Raw genomic sequence first — 17,720 nt, forward strand, 5'->3', positions numbered from 1 at the left:
CGCCGTGGCAAGACACCACAAGGCGAAGCAGATGGCATAGGGATATTTCACGCCATAGCGGTCGACGATCCACCCCATCGGGATCTGCATCAGCGCATAGGACCAGAAGAACGCCGCGCCGACGAAGCCGCGATCGGCGTCCGACATCGCGAAATGCGCGATGAACTGGCGATCGGCCAGCGCCGAGGAAATGCTCGTCCGGTCGAAATAGGCGATGAGCACGCCGACGGTGAGCAGTGCCAATACGCCCCAGGGCGCGGACCCCGACGTCGCGGAGTCCGCCTCTTTCTCGGCTTCGGGCGTCGTCGGGACCGCCAGACTGCTCATCGAATCTCTCCTCAGACGGCGCGCGCTGCGGGCGTCTCTGCCGCCAGTTTCGGGTACAGGGTCATTGCGGTCTTGCCGAATATCCACGCGCGGTCCGCGCTCGACAATGTCGCAAGGCGATCGTTCGCGGTGGCCAGGATCTCGCCGAGCGTGCCTTCGGACGTCGGATAGTTCGATCCCCACGCCATGCGATGGGCACCGAAGCGCTCGACCAGCTTGGGGAACAGCGTCTCGGGTGTGGCCGCGCCCTTGCGCGAATCGCCCATGATCCGCGGGGTGAGCTTGAGGTAGATGCTCTCGATCGGCACCAGATCGAACAGGCTCCGGGCGTTCGCATAGGGCGGGCCATCGGTCACGTCGGGGCGGCCGAGATGGTCGAGGATGATCGGCACGTCCGGGAAGCGCTTCGCCAGCGCGGCGACCGCGCCGAGGCCGACCGGACCGGTCTGGATGCTCATGGTGAGCCCCAATTCGCCCAGCAGCTCCCAGGCCGGATAGGCGCGCGGATCGTCGAGCTCGCTGGCATCGAATTCCTTGGTGCTGCCGCCGGTGAACACGCGCAGCCCCGAAAGCCCCTTGTCCACCCATCGGCGGATCGTCGGCACCGCGTCGGGCGCGAGCACGTCGACCGATCCGACCGCGATCAGCCGGTCGGGATAGAGATTGCAGGCATCGACGACATAGGAATTGTCGAAGCCGTAGGTGGTGGAGGAATGGACCACCGCCGCCTTGTCGACCCCGGCCGCGTCCATCTGGGCGATCAGCGTCTCGACCGTGCTCGGCCGCTCCTGCGACCAGTCGGACCGCTTGCCGAACAGCGGCGCGGGCGGATAGCGGCCCTCGTCGTCCGAGATGACGTGCGGATGGATGTCGATGGTGGCGGCCATTCCTGCTCCTGTGCCGTGCCGATCGGGCGTTGCGATCGGCGCGCCTCGATTTCAGGATCTGGGTGTCGATCAGATCAGAGGGCGGGAACAGTCGAACTTCCGTGCCAGGCCATAAGTTTAGGGTGCGGCAACCTCCAAAGCCCCTCCCCTTCAGGGGAGGGGCTTCCACTTTTCAGAGGCCCCGCGCCTTCAGCAGCGCGTCGAGACGCGGATAGACCCGGCGGGCGTTGCCCTCATAAATCTTATGCCGGTCCGTTTCGCTCAGCGGCAGCGCGTCGACATATTTCCGGGTGTCGTCGAAATACTCGCCGGTGTTCGGATCGCGCCCGCGCACCGCGCCGATCATCTCCGAACCGAACAGCACATTGTCCGCCGGGATCACCTTGGTGAGCAATTCGACGCCGGGGAGATGGTAGACGCAGGTATCGAAGAAGATATTGTCGAGCAGCCCTTCGAGCGGCCGATCGACCATCTCGAGCGACATGCCGCGATACCGCCCCCAATGATAGGGAACCGCGCCGCCGCCGTGCGGGATGACCAGGCGCAGCGTCGGGAAATCCTTGAACAGGTCCGACTGGAGGATCTGCATGAACACCGAGGTATCCGCGTTGAGATAATGCGCGCCGGTGCCGTGGAAGTTCGGATTGCACGAGGCGGCGACGTGCACCATGCCCGGCACGTCGAGATCGCACATCGCCTCGAACAAAGGATACCATTCGCGATCGGTGAAGGGCTTGCCCGTCCAATAGCCGCCGGTCGGGTCCGGATTCACGTTCACCCCGACAAAGCCCAGTTCCTCGACGCAGCGGCGTAGCTCGGGCACGCTGTTGGCGGGCGGCACGCCCGGCGATTGCGGCAGCATGCACACCGGCACGAAATTGTCGGGATACATCCGAGTGACGCGGTGGACGAGATCGTTGGAGATCGTCGCCCATTCGAGGCTGGTGCGCTCGTTGCCGAGATGGTGGCTCATCAGCCCGGCGATGGGAGAGAACAGCGTCAGGTCGCTGCCGCGATCCTGCTGGAGCCTGAGCTGGCCCTTCTCGATGCCCTCGCGGATCGCATCGTCGCTCACATGCGCGTCGGTGACCTTGGGCGCATTGGCGGGATCGTCGGCGAACGCGACCTGCTTCGTCCGGAAGTCGCGGAACGACTGGGGGACGGTGGTGTAATGCCCGTGGCAATCGATGATCATGACGGCTCCAGATGAATGCTTGGCGGATGCGGAAGGTCAGACGCGCTCGGCGACCTTCTCGGGATCGACGAACAACTCGTCCATCGACATGCGGCGCGGGATCAATCCCTGGTCGAACGCGGTCTTCTCGAGCGCCTCGATCGTCGCGCGATTGGCCTCGATGCCATAAGGCAGCGGGTCGGCGCCGACGATCTGCTGGAGCTTGCGATACTTGTCCGCGCCCGCGCCGCTGGCCTCGCCCGAGTTGAGCTTTGCGACCCATTCGTCCTTCGCGCGGAGGAAGGCGTCGTAGATCGATTTCGCGACCCAGGGATGCGCCTCGAGGACCGAATCCTTGACCACGATCGTGCCGTGCATCGGATAGACGCCGGTGCGACGGTAGTAGTCGGCCTCGAGTTCCTCTGCATTGGGAAACAGGTCGGGATAGTCCGCCTCGACCTCCTGCCAACCGCCGGTCGGCGCGCCGGTGCGGCCGATGCCCGCCGCCGCATCGAAGCCGGCGACGATCTCGCCCTTCGCCATCATCTCGGCGAGGCTGGTGCCCTGGGGTGCGTGGATGACGTTGGGCGGGAGCACGAGCTGGGTCACATGCTCCTCGTCGTCGACCACCCAGGTGATCCTGGAATTGTCGACGCCGAACTCGTCGATCAGCACCTGGCGCGTCCACACGCCGGTCGTCACCGAATAGGCCCGCACGCCGGCCTTCCTGCCCTCCAGGTCCTTCGGCGTCCGGATCCCCGCGTCCGGGCGCACCAGCAGCCCCGCATGGTGGAAGCGGCGCACGACGAAGATCGGCAGCGCCTTGAACGGCCGGCCATAAGCGCGCGCGGCGATATAGGTGGTCGGCGCGATCTCGCATACGTCGAACTCGACGTCGCGCACCATCCGGCGGAACGCGCCGATCTGCGGCTTGACGGTGACGATCTCGGCTTCGACTCCCTCGATCGGGATCGATCCGTCGCGGATCGCGGATGTGTGCGGATGCTCGGCAACCGCGATCTTGAGGGGCACTTTTCCGGCCACGGCCATTTCTCCTGAACAGGGCTGCACGGCGATGGCACCGGGGGTCACCTTGCCGCGCTTCGCCGCCGAACAGCGCCGGAAGCCCGCGAGGGTCAATAAGCCCGCAGCAAATCCTGCCGACCGCCACGCAATTCCTATCGCCGTTCGCTCGTGCGCGCGCAGCCGAGCCTCCTGACCCGAGACATAGAAGCGCTGCACTGCATTATAAGTTTTGCGTACAATTTAGTGATAGAAGCGTTGTGCTAAGCCGAGTCGCATTTCGACTCCGCACATCTCATTCTTATGGACTACAAAGAGGGAAATCAGGGCAATCACTCCTAGGAAACACCAAGAATCTTGCAGCTTCCCAAGTGATCAGTTTCTGCTATTGCTCCACTCAGGAGAGGAGCAAAGATAATGGATACCGCCCCGGCCGGCGTCGCCGCGTCCCTGAGTTTCCGCCAGCTCAAGCTGTTCGAGAGCGTCGGCCGCCTCAACAGCGTCCGCAGGGCTTCGGAAGAATGCAACCTGTCGCAGCCGGCGGTCACGCAGTCGCTTGCCAAGCTCGAGCAGCAGATCGGCGCCTCGATGCTCGAGCGGCGCGCCAGCGGCAGCTACCTCAACGAGCTGGGCGAGATCTTCCATCGCCGCACCACGCGGATGTTCGCGTTGATCGAGCGCGCCTTGGTGGACCTGGGCGTGCCGGGCGGCGCATCGGCCGCGCCGGTGATCGCGCGCCGCATCTCGCGCTCGCAGGCCCGCAGCCTGATTGCGATCGTCGACGGCGGCTCCTTCTCGCAGGCGGCGCAGTCGCTGGGCCTCTCGCAGGCCTCGCTCCAACGCGCGGCGCGCGATCTCGAGAGCAACGTCAAGAAATCGCTCTACTACCGCACCGCCGCCGGCGTGATGGTGACGCCGGCGGGGAGCGAGTTCGGCCGCAAGATCAAGCTCGCCGCGCAGGAAGTCGAATGGGGTATTCGCGAGATCGAGACGGCGCGCGGCAATTTCGCCAGCCAGATCGCGATCGGCGCGCTGCCGTTCGGCGGCAGCGTACTGCTGGCGTCGGTGCTCGACGAGTTCGTCGCGTCGCACCGCAACGCCGATGTGAAGATCATCAACGAGAGCGCGTCGGAGATGCTCAACCGCCTGCGCGCGGGCGAAGTCGATTTCGTCATCGGCCTAGTGCAGGAGACGCTCGCCGAGGATCTCGTCAACGAGGCGCTGGGCGAGACGCCTTATGCCATCGTCGCGCGGCGCGGACACAAATTGCTGCGCCAGGGCAAGGTCACGGTCGAGGACCTGCTCGAATATGACTGGGTGGTCGGCACCGAAGGCGCCAGCCGCCGCGCCTGTTTCGAGCGGCTGTTCGGTGGCCGCGCGCCCAAGGCGTCGATCGCGACCTGCGTGCTTCCCGTGATCCGGCACCTGCTCGCGCGCAGCGACCGGCTGACGCTGATGACTTCCTACGAGTTGATGCACGAGGACGGCACGCTGGTGCCGCTGAACTTCGGCCCGATCGAGCCGTCGCCCTCGATCGGCATCACCATGCGTTCCAACTGGCTGCCGACGCAGATCCACCTCGACTTCATCGAGCTGCTTCGCCGCAACGTCGCGGGGAACGCCGTGAAGCCGGTGCTGCGCGAGGTCGGCTGACCTCGAATCGCTCGCACTTCGCAACGAGAATTTATAGCCCGCGTCGCGGATATTCGCCTTGCGCGCGATCCGCGCGGCTAGGATGGGAGAATGGTTCAGTCCTGAAACGAGGTAGCAAGCATGGTACGTGCGCTGGGTTCGATTGTGGCAGTAGCGGCGCTGACTCTGGTCGCGGCATGCTCGGGCGGTTCCGCCGAGAATCCGCGCGAGGCCAAGTTCAAGGCGATCGCCAAGGCGAACAAGGCGATCGGCGAGGAGCTCAAGAAGGACGCGCCGTCGGTCGAGCTGGTCGCGGCCAATGCGAAGACCCTCGACGGTCTCGCCCGGGAACTGCCCGGCTGGTTCCCCGGCGCCACCGGCCCCGAGCCCGGCATCGAGACCGAGGCCAAGCCCGACATCTGGCAGAAGCCCACCGAGTTCAAGGCCGCCGCCGCCAAGTTCGCAGCCGCGACCGGCGTGCTCCAGGCGGCAGCCGCCACGGGCGACGTCGCGCAGGTCAAGGCCGCGGCGGCGGGCGTCGGCCCGGCGTGCAAGGGATGCCATGACAGTTTCCGGCTGAAGAAATGAGCGAGGGACCCGAGCCCCCCCTCCCGCCCGCTGCCGAGCCTGCCGGCGCGCCGGCGAACGATCCGGAGCCCATGGACGTGAAGCTGTGGGACCTGCCGGTGCGGCTGGTCCATTGGGGCTTCGCGCTGCTGCTTCCCGCCATGTGGGCGACCGCCGAGTTCGGCCAGATGCCCGTGCATCGCGTCCTGGGCTATGTCGCGCTCGGGCTGCTGCTCTTCCGGCTCTATTGGGGCGTCGCGGGCAGCAGCACCGCGCGCTTCGCGTCGTTCGTGCGCGGGCCGGGCGCAGTGATCCGCTACCTGCGCGCTGGCGTGCCGGTGGTGGGGCACAATCCGCTAGGCGCGCTGAGCGTGATCGCCCTGCTCGGCCTGCTCGGCCTCCAGATCGGCCTCGGCCTGTTCGCGCAGGACAGCGACGGCCTGTTCGCCGGGCCGCTCGCCGCGCTGGTGGGCTACGAGACCTCCGATGCGGCAACCGAATGGCACGAAACGGTCTTCAACATCCTGCTCGGCTTCGTCGTGCTGCACATCGCGGCGGTGCTGTTCTATCTCGTCGTCAGGCGCGACAATCTGGTCCGCCCGATGGTGACCGGTCGCAAGCGGATGGCGGTATCCGAGCTGCCGGAAATGGGGTCGCTCGCGCGTGCGCTGATCGGCGTGGCGGGGAGCGGCACGATCACGCTGTGGATCGCGGCCGGGGCGCCGCTGCCTTAGGATCTCGATGGGTTCAGCGACTATCCGTTCGTGCTGAGCTTGTCGAAGCACCGTTCTTCCTCGGCCCGGCGGGAAAAAGGACGGCCCCCTTCGACGCCACCTGCGGCGTCGCTCAGAGCAGGCTTCGACAAACTCAGGGCGAACGGGTTTAGCGGATCAACGCGACCCCAAAGAAGAACGCCCCCCGGCATAAGCCGAGGGGCGCAGTTGCGCGGGGAAGGAAACGATCAGAATCTCACACGCACGCCCGCGGTCCAGAAGCGGCCGATCGGGTCGTCGGTGATCGCGAACCCGCCGAAGCCGCCCGGAGAGGTCGAGGTGCCCGGGCTGTTCGCCTCGGGCGGGACCGTGTCGAACAGGTTCTGGACGTTGAGGAACACCTCGCCGGTTCCGATGCCCTTGCCCTTGAACGCGTAAGCGAGGTTGAGCGACGCCTGGCCATAAGGCGCGATGGTCCCCTCGCCCGGCGCCCAGACGACCGTCGGATCGCCCCACAGCTTCATCCGGTTGCGCCAGCGATACATCGCGCTGACCTTGAAGCTGTCGGTCAGCGCATAGTTGACGATGCCGGTCAGCCGGACCGAGGGGCTGGCGGTGAGCCCGGTCGAGCCGAACCCCACGCCGCCCTGGTCGATCGTCGGCACCGACGGCTGGATGTAGCGGATGTGCGGCTGCCAGGCGGCGAGCCCGCGCACGCCGAAGGCCTGGCCGAACAGCGAGCCGGCATAGTTGAGCTCGAAGTCGACGCCGTGCGTCTCGATCTTCGCGAGGTTGACCGGGCGGACCAGCCATTGCGTGACCGTGCCCGCGGCGTTGCGGACGATCAGGTCGCAATAGAGCGACACCCCGTTGAGATTGCAGCCGTTCTGGATATTGGCCTGGAACCCCTGGACGGTGGTGATCGCGCCGTCGACCTTGATGTCGTAATAGTCGACCGCGAGGCTCAGGCCGGGCACGAAGCCCGGCTTGAAAACCAGGCCCACCGTCTTGGTCCGGCCGATCTCCGCCGTCAGATCGGGATTGGGCAGGTTGACCGAGGGCACCTGGTTGGCCGCTCCGGTCAGCAGATCCTGGTTGTTGACGATCACCACCGAGGTCGGCGCATAGAGATCGTTGAGCGTGGGCGCGCGGATATCGCGCGAGATCGTGCCGCGGAAGCGCAGGTCATCGTTCAGATGCCAGTCGGCGCCGACCTTCCAGGTCCAATAGTCACCGACCGTGTCGTAGCTGGTGTAGCGCAGCGCGCCGTTCACGTCGAAAGACTTGATGAACGGGACGTCGCGGACCAGCGGCACGTTCGCCTCGGCGGCGACTTCCCACACCGATTGCTCGATCGTCGAGGTCGCCGGGAAGGTCTGGCGATAGAGGAAGGTCCCAGCGCCCGTAGTCGCGTTCCGCGGCGTGCAATTGTACCGCAGATTGGTGCAGTCCGCGTACATCGACGGCGTGGCCCCGCTGGTCGATTCGAACGTCTGGCGCCGCCACTCGCCCGACAGCGCCACGGTCACCGGCCCCGCCCAGGTATCGAAGAGCGCGCCGGAGATGTCGGCGACGACGTCGTCCTGCCTGGTCCGCGCGACATAGAGCGTGTCGTCGAGGATATAGTCGATCGCCGCCAGGCTGGCCGATGTCGGCCCGAACAGGTTGAGCGGCTGGCAGTCGGCATAGGCCGCCGCGGTCGCCGCCTGGGTCGCGGCGTAGCAGGCCGGCTGGCCGTTGGCGCCGGTGACGACGTCGAGCGCCGCCGACAGCTTCTGGTTGTTCACATTGTTGCGAAGCAGCGTCTCCAGCCGCGACGAACCGCGCGTATAGGCCAGGTTCCAGTCGAACTTGCCGAGCTTGCCGTTCAGGCCCGCGGTGAACATCAGCTGCCGCGATTCCGGGACGGCGTTGGCGCGCTCCGGCTGGGTGAACATCCGGTTGAAGGTGAAGGTCGCGGTGGGGATCTGCGCCGAATAGACCGCCGGCAGGAAGGCGTTGGCCCGGCTCATCGTGATGTTCTGGAGCTGGACCTCGTCGGTGTAGAAGGAATTGCGCTTGAAGGTCCCGCTGGCGATCAGGAACAGATTGACCGCATCGCTCACCTCGAAGTCGAAGCGGCCATAGGCCTGGTGCATCCGCTGCTCGGCCTTGAGCGACAAGTCGACATAGCCGCCGGCGCCGCCGACCTGCGTGTTGGGCGTGCCCGGGTAGGCGGTGCCGTTCACGAACGTGCTGAGCACGCCGTTCGCTGCGAAATACTGGCCGTTGATCGGGCATGTCGCGCCGCAGGTGATCCTGCCGCCGAACGGCAGGTTGGCGACCGTGGCGTCGGTGATCAGCCGATAGGGTGCGGCCGCCGTGCCGCTGCCGACGACGACCGGCCGGTTGAACCAGTCGCGGTCCGAGCGGCGCCCGACGCCCTCGTCATCGCGATATTCGTAGCTCGCCGTGAAATGGCCGCGGCCGCCGAACAGGTCGCCGCCCACCGCGATACCGGCGGCCATCTGGCCCCCGTCGCCCTGTTCGGACATGCCGCCCTGGATATAGGCCTTCACGCCCTTGAACTTCCGGTCGGTGACGAAGTTGACCACGCCAGTCACCGCGTCGGATCCATAGACCGCCGAGACGCCGCCGGTGACCGTGTCCACGCGCTCGATCAGCAGCTGCGGGATGACGTCCGCGTCGACGATGTTGCTGATCGACGTGGGCGGCACGCGGCGCCCGTCCATCAGCACCAAGTTGCGGTTGGCGCCGATGTTGCGGAGGTTCAGTTGCGCGGCGACGCCGTTGCCGCCGCCCACGCCGCCCGTGGCCGAGGGATTGCTGACCTGGCTGCGCGATCCCGAGAAGACCGGGAGCACCTGCACCGATTCGGTCAGGCTCGAGGGACGGACGTCCTTCAGCGTGTCGGTGGCGATCACCGTGACCGGGGTCGGGCTGTTGTTGCCGTTGGTGATCGTACGCGAGCCGGTCACCACGATCTCGTCGGCCGCCTGCGTGCTCGCCTGCGCGTCCTCCGCCTGGACCGGTTCCGCCTCCTGCGCGAAGGCCGGACTCGCGATCGCGGCGGCGCTCACGCCCGCCAGCAGGATCGCGCAAAATTCAAATCGCTTCATCCATCCTCTCCCACTCCCGGCTCCATCCGGTTCATTCGCCGGCTTGGAGCGCGACCCAAGACAACGTTGACACCGACTTCCGCCGATCAAGTCCCGGCGAAATGGGTGCTCGTGTCACTTGGACGGAATCGCGAGGATCGACGGCATTCAATTCCGTTTCGCGCGGATTGATTCCGCTTCCGTGGGTCCAGGACGCGGCGCGCAAAACTATCGAGGATTGCGCTAATCCAATCGTCCGGGCGGCGCGGTGCACGGCTAGGCATGGGCGCTACGGACGATGTTGCAGGATGGGAAAGCGATGGTTGCACGGAGGCTCTTGCGGTCGGGATCATCGCTCGCGGCGATGCTAGCGGCCATGGGCGTCGCATCGGGGGCCTGCGCGCAACAGGCGTCCGGCGCCGATATCGTCCGTATCGATTCGGGCAGGCTCGCCGGCACCCTTGGCACCGACAAGTCGATCCGCGTGTTCAAGGGCATCCCCTATGCCGCGCCGCCTTTGGGCGCGTTGCGCTGGCGTGCGCCTGCGCCGGTCAAGGCCTGGAAAGGCGTCCGCCGCGCCGACAGGTTCGGCTTCTCCTGCCCCCAGCACCTGCGCCCCGGCCAGATGCTGGAGATGAGCGAGGACTGCCTGACCGCCAATGTATGGACCGGGGCGAAATCGGCCGAGGAGCGGCGCCCGGTCTATGTCTGGATCTATGGCGGCGGGTTCAACGAAGGCACCGGCTCGGATCCACAGTTCGACGGCGAGGGGCTGGCGCGCAAGGGCGTGGTGGTCGTCACCTTCAACTATCGGCTCGGGCCGCTCGGCTTCCTCGCGACCCCCGAACTCAGCGCGGAATCGGGCAGAAGCGCATCGGGCAATTACGGCCTGCTCGACGATGTCGCGTTGCTCAAATGGGTCCAGCGCAACATCGCGGCGTTCGGCGGCGATCCGGGGCGCGTCACGATCGGCGGCCAGTCGGCGGGCGCGGGGTCGGTCGGCTTCCTGTCGATGTCGCCGCTCGCCAAGGGACTGTTCCATCGCAGCATCGCCGAGAGCCAGGTCCGCTACCCGCGCGACCCCGAGCTTCGCTACCTCAACACCTCGTGGCGCCCGCTCAAGCAGGCCGAGACCGCAGGCCTGCGCTTCGTCGAGGCGCGGGGCACCCGCTCGCTCGCGGCGCTCCGCGCGCTGCCCTGGCAAGAGCTGATGGAGGGCAGCAACGCCGCCGATCCCGAGGTGGATACCGGCACCGCCGCGCGTCCGCCGCTGTTCCGCCCGGCGATCGACGGCTGGGTCGTGCCGAGGACCTATAGCGAGACGCTCGCCGCCGGTGCGCAGAACGCCGTCTTCTACCTCGCCGGCAACAATCTCGACGAGAGCGGCGCGGTCCCCGAGACGGCGTTCGACCAATTGCGCACCAACCCGCCCGCGCGGCGCCCGGGCATGCCCAACACCAACGTCACGCTGGCCGGCTACGAGGCCTGGGCACGCGGCAAGTTCGGCGCGCTCGCAGACGACTTCCTGCGCCTCTATCCGGCTGCAACCGACATGGGCGCCGCCCGCGCGAGCAACGCCGCGATCCGCGACAATTCGCGCGTCTCCACCTGGCTGTGGGCGCGCGACTGGTCGCGGACCGTGAAGCAGCCGGTCTACACCTATTTCTGGACCCGTGCCCTGGCCGGCCCCTCACAGAAGCTGCGCGGCGCCTTCCACGGGTCCGAGCTGATGTACATGTTCGACAGCCTGCACGCGAACGACCTGCCCTGGACCGACGAGGACCGGAAGGTCGCGGACATCATGTCCTCCTATCTCGCCAACTATGTCGCCACCGGCGATCCGAACGGGGCCGGGCTGCCGCAATGGCCGGCCTACGACCCCGCCAAGCCGCAGGTGATGGAGGTCGGCGACGGCTTCGGGCCGATGCCGATCGCGGCTTCTCCCGAGCGGCTGGATTTCTGGCAGCGTTATTTCGCTACGCAGGACGCCTGGTAGCCCGCGCGCGGACGTGGCGGCGGATCAGCGGCCCGTCTGGACCGAGGTGGAGCCGCAGCAACGTATCGACATTGTCGACATCCTCCTGCGTGCGCCGCTGGTTGTGGCGGAGATAATCGGCCCAGCTCGGCACCCGGTAGCTCTCGACCCAGCGCATCGCGTCGTTGAGGTCGCGCCACAGGCCCCAGTCGCGCGCACCGTCGCGGCGGCGGATCCGCTCGCGCTCCTGCATCGCGGCGAGGAAGGCCTCCGCATCCTCGAGCGCGACGCGATATTCGAGCTCGACGAAGATCGGCCCGCTGCGCGCATCGACCTCCAGGTCGAGCCGCGGCGGCGTCCAGCGATCGAGCGGATCGAGATTGAGCGTCTCCGCCGCGGGCAGGCGCATCCGGAGGCCCAGCAGCCCGCCGAGCAACTGCATGGTCCCCGCGGCGACCAGCGCCATCGAGACGCCCGACCGCTCGGCGATCATCCCGAAGAAGGCGCTTCCCGCCACCATCGCGCCGAAGGTCGCGGTCTGGTAGAGCGCGAGCGACCGCGCCGAGACCCAGCGCGGCGCGGCGAGCTGGACCGTCGCGTTGAAACTCGAATGCGCGAGCACCCAGCCGGCCCCCGTGAGCGCGGCTCCCAGACCAGCGGGCGCGGGTGCTCCCCATAGCCCCAGCAGCAACAGGCCCGAGGCGAGCAGCACCATCGCCGCGCGCACCAGATATTCGGCGGCGACCCGCTCGCGCAGCCGCCCGCTGACCAGCGCCCCCGCCACCGCGCCGGCGCCGAACGCGCCGAGCAGCGCGCCGAGCAGCATCGGCCCGCCCCCGAGTTGCTGGCGCGCCACCACCGGCATCAGCGCGAAGGCCGCGCTCGCCGAAAAGCCCGAGATCGCCCCGCGCGTCACCACCGGGCGCAAATGCGGCGACATGGCCGCGTAGCGCATGCCGGTGAGGATCGCGCTGCCCAGCGGCTCGCGCCCGCCCAGCGGCTGCGTCCGCGCGGGCTGTCGCCAGCGCAGCACCGCCACGATCAGCGCGACATAGCTCAGTGCATTGGCCAGGAACGCGGCAGCGACGCCCAATGTCGCGACGATCGCGCCGCCGAGCGCCGGGCCCAGCGTGCGCGCCAAGTTGATGCTCGTGCTGTTGAGCGCCACCGCGCGGCTGATCGCCTCGCGCGGGACGATGTCGCGCATCGAGGCCTGCCACGCCGGATTGTTGAGCGCCCCGCCCGCCGAGATCAGGAACGTGAACATCAACAGCAGCCAGGGCGTCACCAGCCCCGCCCAGGCCAGCGCCGCGAGGGTGCTCGACACGATGAGCATGAAGAGCTGGGCGGATAGCAGGAGCCTGCGCTTGTCCATACTGTCGGCCAGCGCGCCGCCGAGCAGGATCAGCAGCATCACCGGCAGCGACACCGCCGCCTGGACGAGCGCCACCATCTGGGGCGATCCAGTGAGCGTGGCCATCAGCCAGCCCGCCGCCACCGTCTGCACCTGCCCTCCGAAATTGGACAGGAGGTTGCTGGCCCAGAGGTTTCGGAAGGTCGGGAAGGCCAGCGGCGACGGGCTGGCCGGGCGCGGGTCCGCGTCTTTGCTCAACCGCCGCCCCTCGCCCGCCGGCAATTTACGCACCCGATCAGCAAACGCCCACCCTCATCCCTTCGACCGACTCACGCGCCGCTTAGCCGTTCCTGCTCCGCCGTCCGCGATCGGAAGCGGGCCGCGGGTGAAAGGTTGACCGCATCCAGGCTGCGCGAACCCAGAATCGATTGCCGCCGATGCGCTTGTGATTAGGGTCCGCGGCGGCCCGCTTCGCATAGATCGGGAAGGGATTCCGGAAACCACAATCGGGACCCGTTGCTGCGTTGGAGAGAGTTCAGATGGATCGCCGCACCTTTCTGGGCACCCTGCCCGCAGCCACTCTGCTGGGCGGCACCGCCCGGGCGCTTCCCGTCGCCCGCGACCCGAAGAAGGGCACGATGCTGATGAACCGCATCGCGCCGTCGGTTTCCGAACTGCATATCGCCGACACGGACGGCGCGAACGAGCGCAAGCTGCTCGCCGACACGCGCTTCGAATATAACGGCCATTTCGCGCCGGGCGGCGGCTTCGTGTTCACCTCCGAGCGCAATGGCGACGGCCAATCCGACATCTTCCGCGCCACCGCCGACGGCAAGCTCGTCCAGCCGCTCGTCACCGGTGCGCCGATGGACGATGCCGGCGCGCTCTCGCCCGACGGTCGCACCCTCGCCTTCGTCTCGACGCGCAACGGCTATCGCGCCAATATCTGGCTGCTCGACCTCAAGACGGGACGCACGCGCCAGCTCACCGGCATCAACGACGTGCGCGGCGAGGACGGCAAGCCCGATTGCTATTTCCGCCCCGCCTGGTCGCCCGACGGCAAGTGGCTCGCTTTCTCCTCGGATCGCAACACCGCCTGGACCGGGCATGACCAGGGCCATGGCTGGGAGCACACCCAGGAGCTGTCGATCTACGTCATCCGCCCCGACGGCAGCAGCTTCCGCAAGGTCGCGACCAAGCCCGGCTATTGCCTCGGCTCGCCGCGCTGGTCGCCCGACGGGCGCCGCGTCGTCTTCTACGAAATGACCGTCGAGGCGACCTGGGGCGCGCGCCGGCCCAACTATGTCGGCAAGGCATATTCGCAGATCGTCTCGGTCGACGTCGCCAGCGGCGAGCGCGTCGAGCACACCCAGGGCACCGATCTCAAGCTCTCGCCGCAATTCCTGAGCAACGGCGAGATCGGCTATCTGGTGAAATACGGCCCGAACGAGGGTCTCGCCTACACCTCCGATCGCCCGGCGCTGAAGCGCGGCATGATCCGCGCACCGAGCTGGTCGGCCGACGGCAAATCGGTGCTCTACGAGAAAGTCGCGTTCAAGCCCGTCCGCCCGCTGTTCAAGCTGCTCTACAGCTGGGACAGGGACTGGGACTACCGTCACATCGACGTCTTCCCGTTAATGTCGCGCGACGGCTGGATCGTCTACACCGACAAGCAGACCGGCAACGCCTCGCTCTGGATCATGCGCCCCGACGGGTCTGAGCGGACGAAGGTGTTCGAGAGCAGCGGCCGCGGGCTCGACGAGTCCAAGGTGCGCATCGGCCTCGCCGGCGCCTTCCAGCCCGGCTGGTCGCCCGACGGGCAATGGATCGCCTTCGGGCTCGGCGCCTGGTTCGCCGAGCGCAATACCGCGTCGGCCGCGCTATGGCGCGTCCGCCGCGACGGCACCGGCGCCGAGCAGCTCACCGACGGATCGATCCATAGCGGCTTCCCGAGCTATTCGGCCGACGGGAAGGAGATCGTCTTCCGCGTGTGGAGCGAGAAGGAGAAGGGTCTCCGCATCCTCGATCTCGATACGCGCCAGATCCGCGTGCTCACCGAAGGGTACGACAACCTTCCCGGCTGGTCGCCCGACGGCAAGCGCATCATCTTCACCCGCAAACGGGCCGAGGATGGCAATTTCGATATCTATACGATCCGTCCCGACGGCACCGGCCTCTATCGCTGCACCGATCACGGCTCGAGCGACGGCCATGCGGTGTGGACCGCCGACGGTCGGATCCTATGGAGCGGCTCGCAGCACGGCTTCCGCGACGAGGCCGCGCTCTACGACCAGACCTTCCAGCAATATGGCCAGATCTACGTCATGAACGCGGACGGATCGGGCAAGCGCATCCTCACCGACAGCAAATGGGAGGATTCGATGCCGCTCTATCTTCCCGGAATATTTCGCTGATCCCGGCGGCAGCGACAATAAAGCTATCGGCCCGGGCAGGGTTCTGATGAGTCCCCTACGAAACGATCCCCTAGAAAAGCTGGGCGAATAGACCGGCGACTACGTCGGCATCGCGACTTGCCGGGGAGTTTTCCTTGCAAGGAGGGCAGATGGCTCGATCGAGGGGAGGATATATGGTTTCGATACATAAGCGGGTCCGCCGTCGGGCGCTGCCATTTCGGACGGGTCTGCTGGCGAGTGCCGGCCTGGCGTTCGCCGCCGCCCCGGCTTTCGCACAGGACGCGTCCGCCGTCGCGCAGGAGGAGCAGGCCTCCGCCGCCAGCGACGAGATCATCGTCACCGCCCAGAAGCGCGCCGAGAACGTCCAGGACGTGCCGATCGCGATCACTGCGCTGGGCAGCGAGCAATTGTCCGCGACCGGCGCGCTCGATACCGAGGACCTCAAGGCCGCCGCCCCCGCGCTCAACGTTACCACCGCGGTCGGCGGCTTCGGCCTGCCTCGCATCCGCGGCATCGGCGCGACCGGCCAGGGCGTCGGCATCGAGAACCCCGTCGCGGTCTATGTCGACGGCGTCTATTACAGCGCCGCATTCGGCGTGCTCCAGTCGCTGTTCGACGCCGAGCAGGTCGCGGTGCTCAAGGGCCCGCAGGGCACGCTCTTCGGCCGCAACGCCACTGGCGGCCTGATCCAGATCACCACGCGCGGGCCCGACTATGAATGGAACGCCAAGGCGCAGTTCGGCTACGGCAATTTCGAGACGGTCGAAGGCGCCGCTTATGTCTCGGGCGGGCTGAGCAGCAACGTCGCGATCAGCCTTTCCGGCCAGTACCAGGTGCGGAACCAGGGCTTCGGCACCAACGTGTTCACCGGCGGAGAAGTGAAGGACGACCGCAACTGGTCGACGCGCGCCAAGCTGCTGTTCGAACCCGGCGCGACGACCCGGATCGTTCTCTCCGCCGACTATAACGGCCGCGACGCCGCCGAGCCCGCCTTCGCCAATTTCGGGCGCAACACGCTCGGCCAGGACGTGCCCGCGCAGATCGTCGCGCGCGGCGGCGATCCCGAATACGACATCTTCTCGGACTTCGATCCCCAGCTCCAGGCCCGCCAATGGGGCGTCGGCCTGACGATCGACCAGGAGCTCGGCTTCGCCGACCTCAAGAGCATCACCGCCTATCGCAAGTCGAATCTGCTCACCTTCTTCGACCCCGACGGCACGACCACCGCGACGCTGGCGATCGGCAACCACTATTCGGACAAGCAGTTCACCCAGGAGATCAACCTGGTCTCGAGCGGCACCGGCCCCTTCCAATGGGTCATCGGCGCCTTCTACATGTGGGATGAGGGCGAGATCAGCCCGCGCCCGACATGGACGCGCCAGATCTTCCGCGGCAACTATACCGACAGCCTAGCGGTCAGCACGCTCAACTCGCTCGCCGGCTTCGTCGAGGGATCCTATTCGCTCACCGACGCCACAAGGCTCACCGCGGGCGTCCGCTACACGCGCGACGAGCGCAAGCTCGAGGCGTTCAACCAGACCTATACCGCCGCGACCGGCGCGATCACCAACGGGGCGGTGACGAACGACGAGCGGGTCTTCGAGAAGCCTTCGTGGAAGGTCTCGATCGACCATCGCTTCTCGCCCGAGATCCTCGCCTATGCGAGCTATAATCGCGGCTTCCGCAGCGGCACCTTCGTGCCCCAGGCGACCCCGATCCTCGTGCTCCAGCCCGAAGTTGTCGACGCCTATGAAGTCGGGTTCAAGACCGATCTGTTCGACCGGCGCGTCCGCTTCAACCTCGCCGGCTATTATTACGACCAGACCAACGTCCAGGTCGTCCAGATCATCGCCGGCACGCAGAACGTCTACAACGCCAAGGGCGCGCGCATCAAAGGCCTGGACGGCGACATCTCGGTCAAGGTGACCGACGGGCTGCGCATCTTCGGCGGCTTCAACTATACCGACGCGCGCTACACCGATTTCACCGACGCGATCATCTCGGCGCCCTTCCCGGTCGCCGCATCGACGCCGCCGTTCAGCACGACGCAATACACCTATGTCGACAGCCAGACCGGCCAGACGGTCGCGAACACCGCGTGCCTCGGCACCTTCCTGCCGCCGACCGTCACCACCCAGGCGGCGCGCGACGCCTTCTACCGCGCGCGGCTCGGCGGCAATTGCCTGCTGCGCGGCGACGCCTCGGGGAACCGCCTGCAGAACACGCCCGAATGGACCTTCAGCGTGGGCGGCAATTGGGAGATCCCCACCTCGATCGGCAAGTTCACCCTGGCCGGCAACGTCTATTACAATGACGGCTTCGCCGCGACACCCGACGAGCGCGTGGTGCAGCCGGGCTATACGACGGTCGACGCCTCGCTGACCTGGCTCCCGGTCGAGCATATGTCGGTGCGGGTCTGGGGCAAGAACCTGACCGACCAATTCTACCGGACGCAGCTCAGCGCCAGCAACTCGGGCGACAACGGCACGTCCGCCGTTCCGCGCACCTATGGCGTGACGCTCGGCTTCGATTTCTGAGCCGGAAGGAGCGCCGACC

12 protein-coding genes are annotated in these 17,720 nt (G+C 67.1%); 6 read left to right on the forward strand and 6 right to left on the reverse strand.

What is annotated here, in order from left to right:
• From MT490_RS09115 to MT490_RS09130, 4 genes are all read right to left on the reverse strand, one after another.
• On the reverse strand, window positions 1-327 hold a 327-nt coding region (locus tag MT490_RS09115; protein ID WP_297386269.1), incomplete at its 3' end, for an MFS transporter.
• An 11-nt stretch (window positions 328-338) separates the two neighbouring features.
• Entirely contained in the window at window positions 339-1,214 is an 876-nt protein-coding gene (locus MT490_RS09120) for an amidohydrolase family protein (RefSeq protein ID WP_297386272.1), read from the reverse strand.
• 172 nt (window positions 1,215-1,386) lie between these two features.
• Window positions 1,387-2,409, reverse strand: a complete 1,023-nt coding sequence (locus MT490_RS09125; protein WP_297386274.1) for an amidohydrolase family protein — start codon at window positions 2,407-2,409, stop codon at window positions 1,387-1,389.
• Window positions 2,410-2,445: 36 nt separating this feature from the next.
• Window positions 2,446-3,432 carry a PhnD/SsuA/transferrin family substrate-binding protein gene (locus MT490_RS09130; RefSeq protein WP_297386276.1) on the reverse strand — a complete coding sequence of 329 codons (987 nt, stop codon included), beginning with the start codon at window positions 3,430-3,432 and terminating at the stop codon, window positions 2,446-2,448.
• Between the two features lie 396 nt (window positions 3,433-3,828).
• Between MT490_RS09130 and MT490_RS09135 the strand changes: the two genes are divergently transcribed.
• From MT490_RS09135 to MT490_RS09145, 3 genes are all read left to right on the forward strand, one after another.
• Complete coding sequence (locus MT490_RS09135; RefSeq protein ID WP_297386281.1) at window positions 3,829-5,064, forward strand: LysR family transcriptional regulator; 1,236 nt, start codon at window positions 3,829-3,831, stop codon at window positions 5,062-5,064.
• A 120-nt stretch (window positions 5,065-5,184) separates the two neighbouring features.
• On the forward strand, window positions 5,185-5,631 hold the full coding sequence (locus tag MT490_RS09140) for a cytochrome c (protein WP_297386283.1): 447 nt from the start codon (window positions 5,185-5,187) through the stop codon (window positions 5,629-5,631).
• The gene (locus MT490_RS09145) at window positions 5,628-6,344 is read left to right on the forward strand and encodes a cytochrome b/b6 domain-containing protein (RefSeq protein ID WP_297386287.1); all 717 of its coding nucleotides are present in this window, start codon (window positions 5,628-5,630) and stop codon (window positions 6,342-6,344) included. The genes MT490_RS09140 and MT490_RS09145 overlap by 4 nt, the downstream gene beginning before the upstream one ends.
• A gap of 227 nt (window positions 6,345-6,571) precedes the next feature.
• On the opposite strand, the gene MT490_RS09150 is transcribed toward MT490_RS09145, so the two are convergent.
• Entirely contained in the window at window positions 6,572-9,442 is a 2,871-nt protein-coding gene (locus tag MT490_RS09150) for a TonB-dependent receptor (RefSeq protein ID WP_297386290.1), read from the reverse strand.
• A 343-nt stretch (window positions 9,443-9,785) separates the two neighbouring features.
• Here MT490_RS09150 and MT490_RS09155 point away from each other — a divergent pair, with 343 nt between their 5' ends.
• Window positions 9,786-11,417 carry a carboxylesterase family protein gene (locus tag MT490_RS09155; protein WP_297386292.1) on the forward strand — a complete coding sequence of 544 codons (1,632 nt, stop codon included), beginning with the start codon at window positions 9,786-9,788 and terminating at the stop codon, window positions 11,415-11,417.
• Here MT490_RS09155 and MT490_RS09160 read toward each other — a convergent pair.
• Window positions 11,398-13,008 carry an MFS transporter gene (locus tag MT490_RS09160; RefSeq protein ID WP_297386295.1) on the reverse strand — a complete coding sequence of 537 codons (1,611 nt, stop codon included), beginning with the start codon at window positions 13,006-13,008 and terminating at the stop codon, window positions 11,398-11,400. The two genes, MT490_RS09155 and MT490_RS09160, sit on opposite strands and share 20 nt — an antisense overlap.
• 281 nt (window positions 13,009-13,289) lie before the next feature.
• On the opposite strand from MT490_RS09160, the gene MT490_RS09165 reads away from it, so the two are divergent.
• Both MT490_RS09165 and MT490_RS09170 read left to right on the forward strand, forming a co-directional pair.
• Window positions 13,290-15,164, forward strand: a complete 1,875-nt coding sequence (locus MT490_RS09165; protein ID WP_297386298.1) for a hypothetical protein — start codon at window positions 13,290-13,292, stop codon at window positions 15,162-15,164.
• Window positions 15,165-15,337: 173 nt separating this feature from the next.
• On the forward strand, window positions 15,338-17,701 hold the full coding sequence (locus MT490_RS09170; RefSeq protein ID WP_297386301.1) for a TonB-dependent receptor: 2,364 nt from the start codon (window positions 15,338-15,340) through the stop codon (window positions 17,699-17,701).
• The last annotated feature ends 19 nt before the right edge of the window (window positions 17,702-17,720 follow it).

It is taken from the genome of Sphingomonas sp. (assembly GCF_026460985.1).
Taxonomy (GTDB): domain Bacteria; phylum Pseudomonadota; class Alphaproteobacteria; order Sphingomonadales; family Sphingomonadaceae; genus Sphingomonas.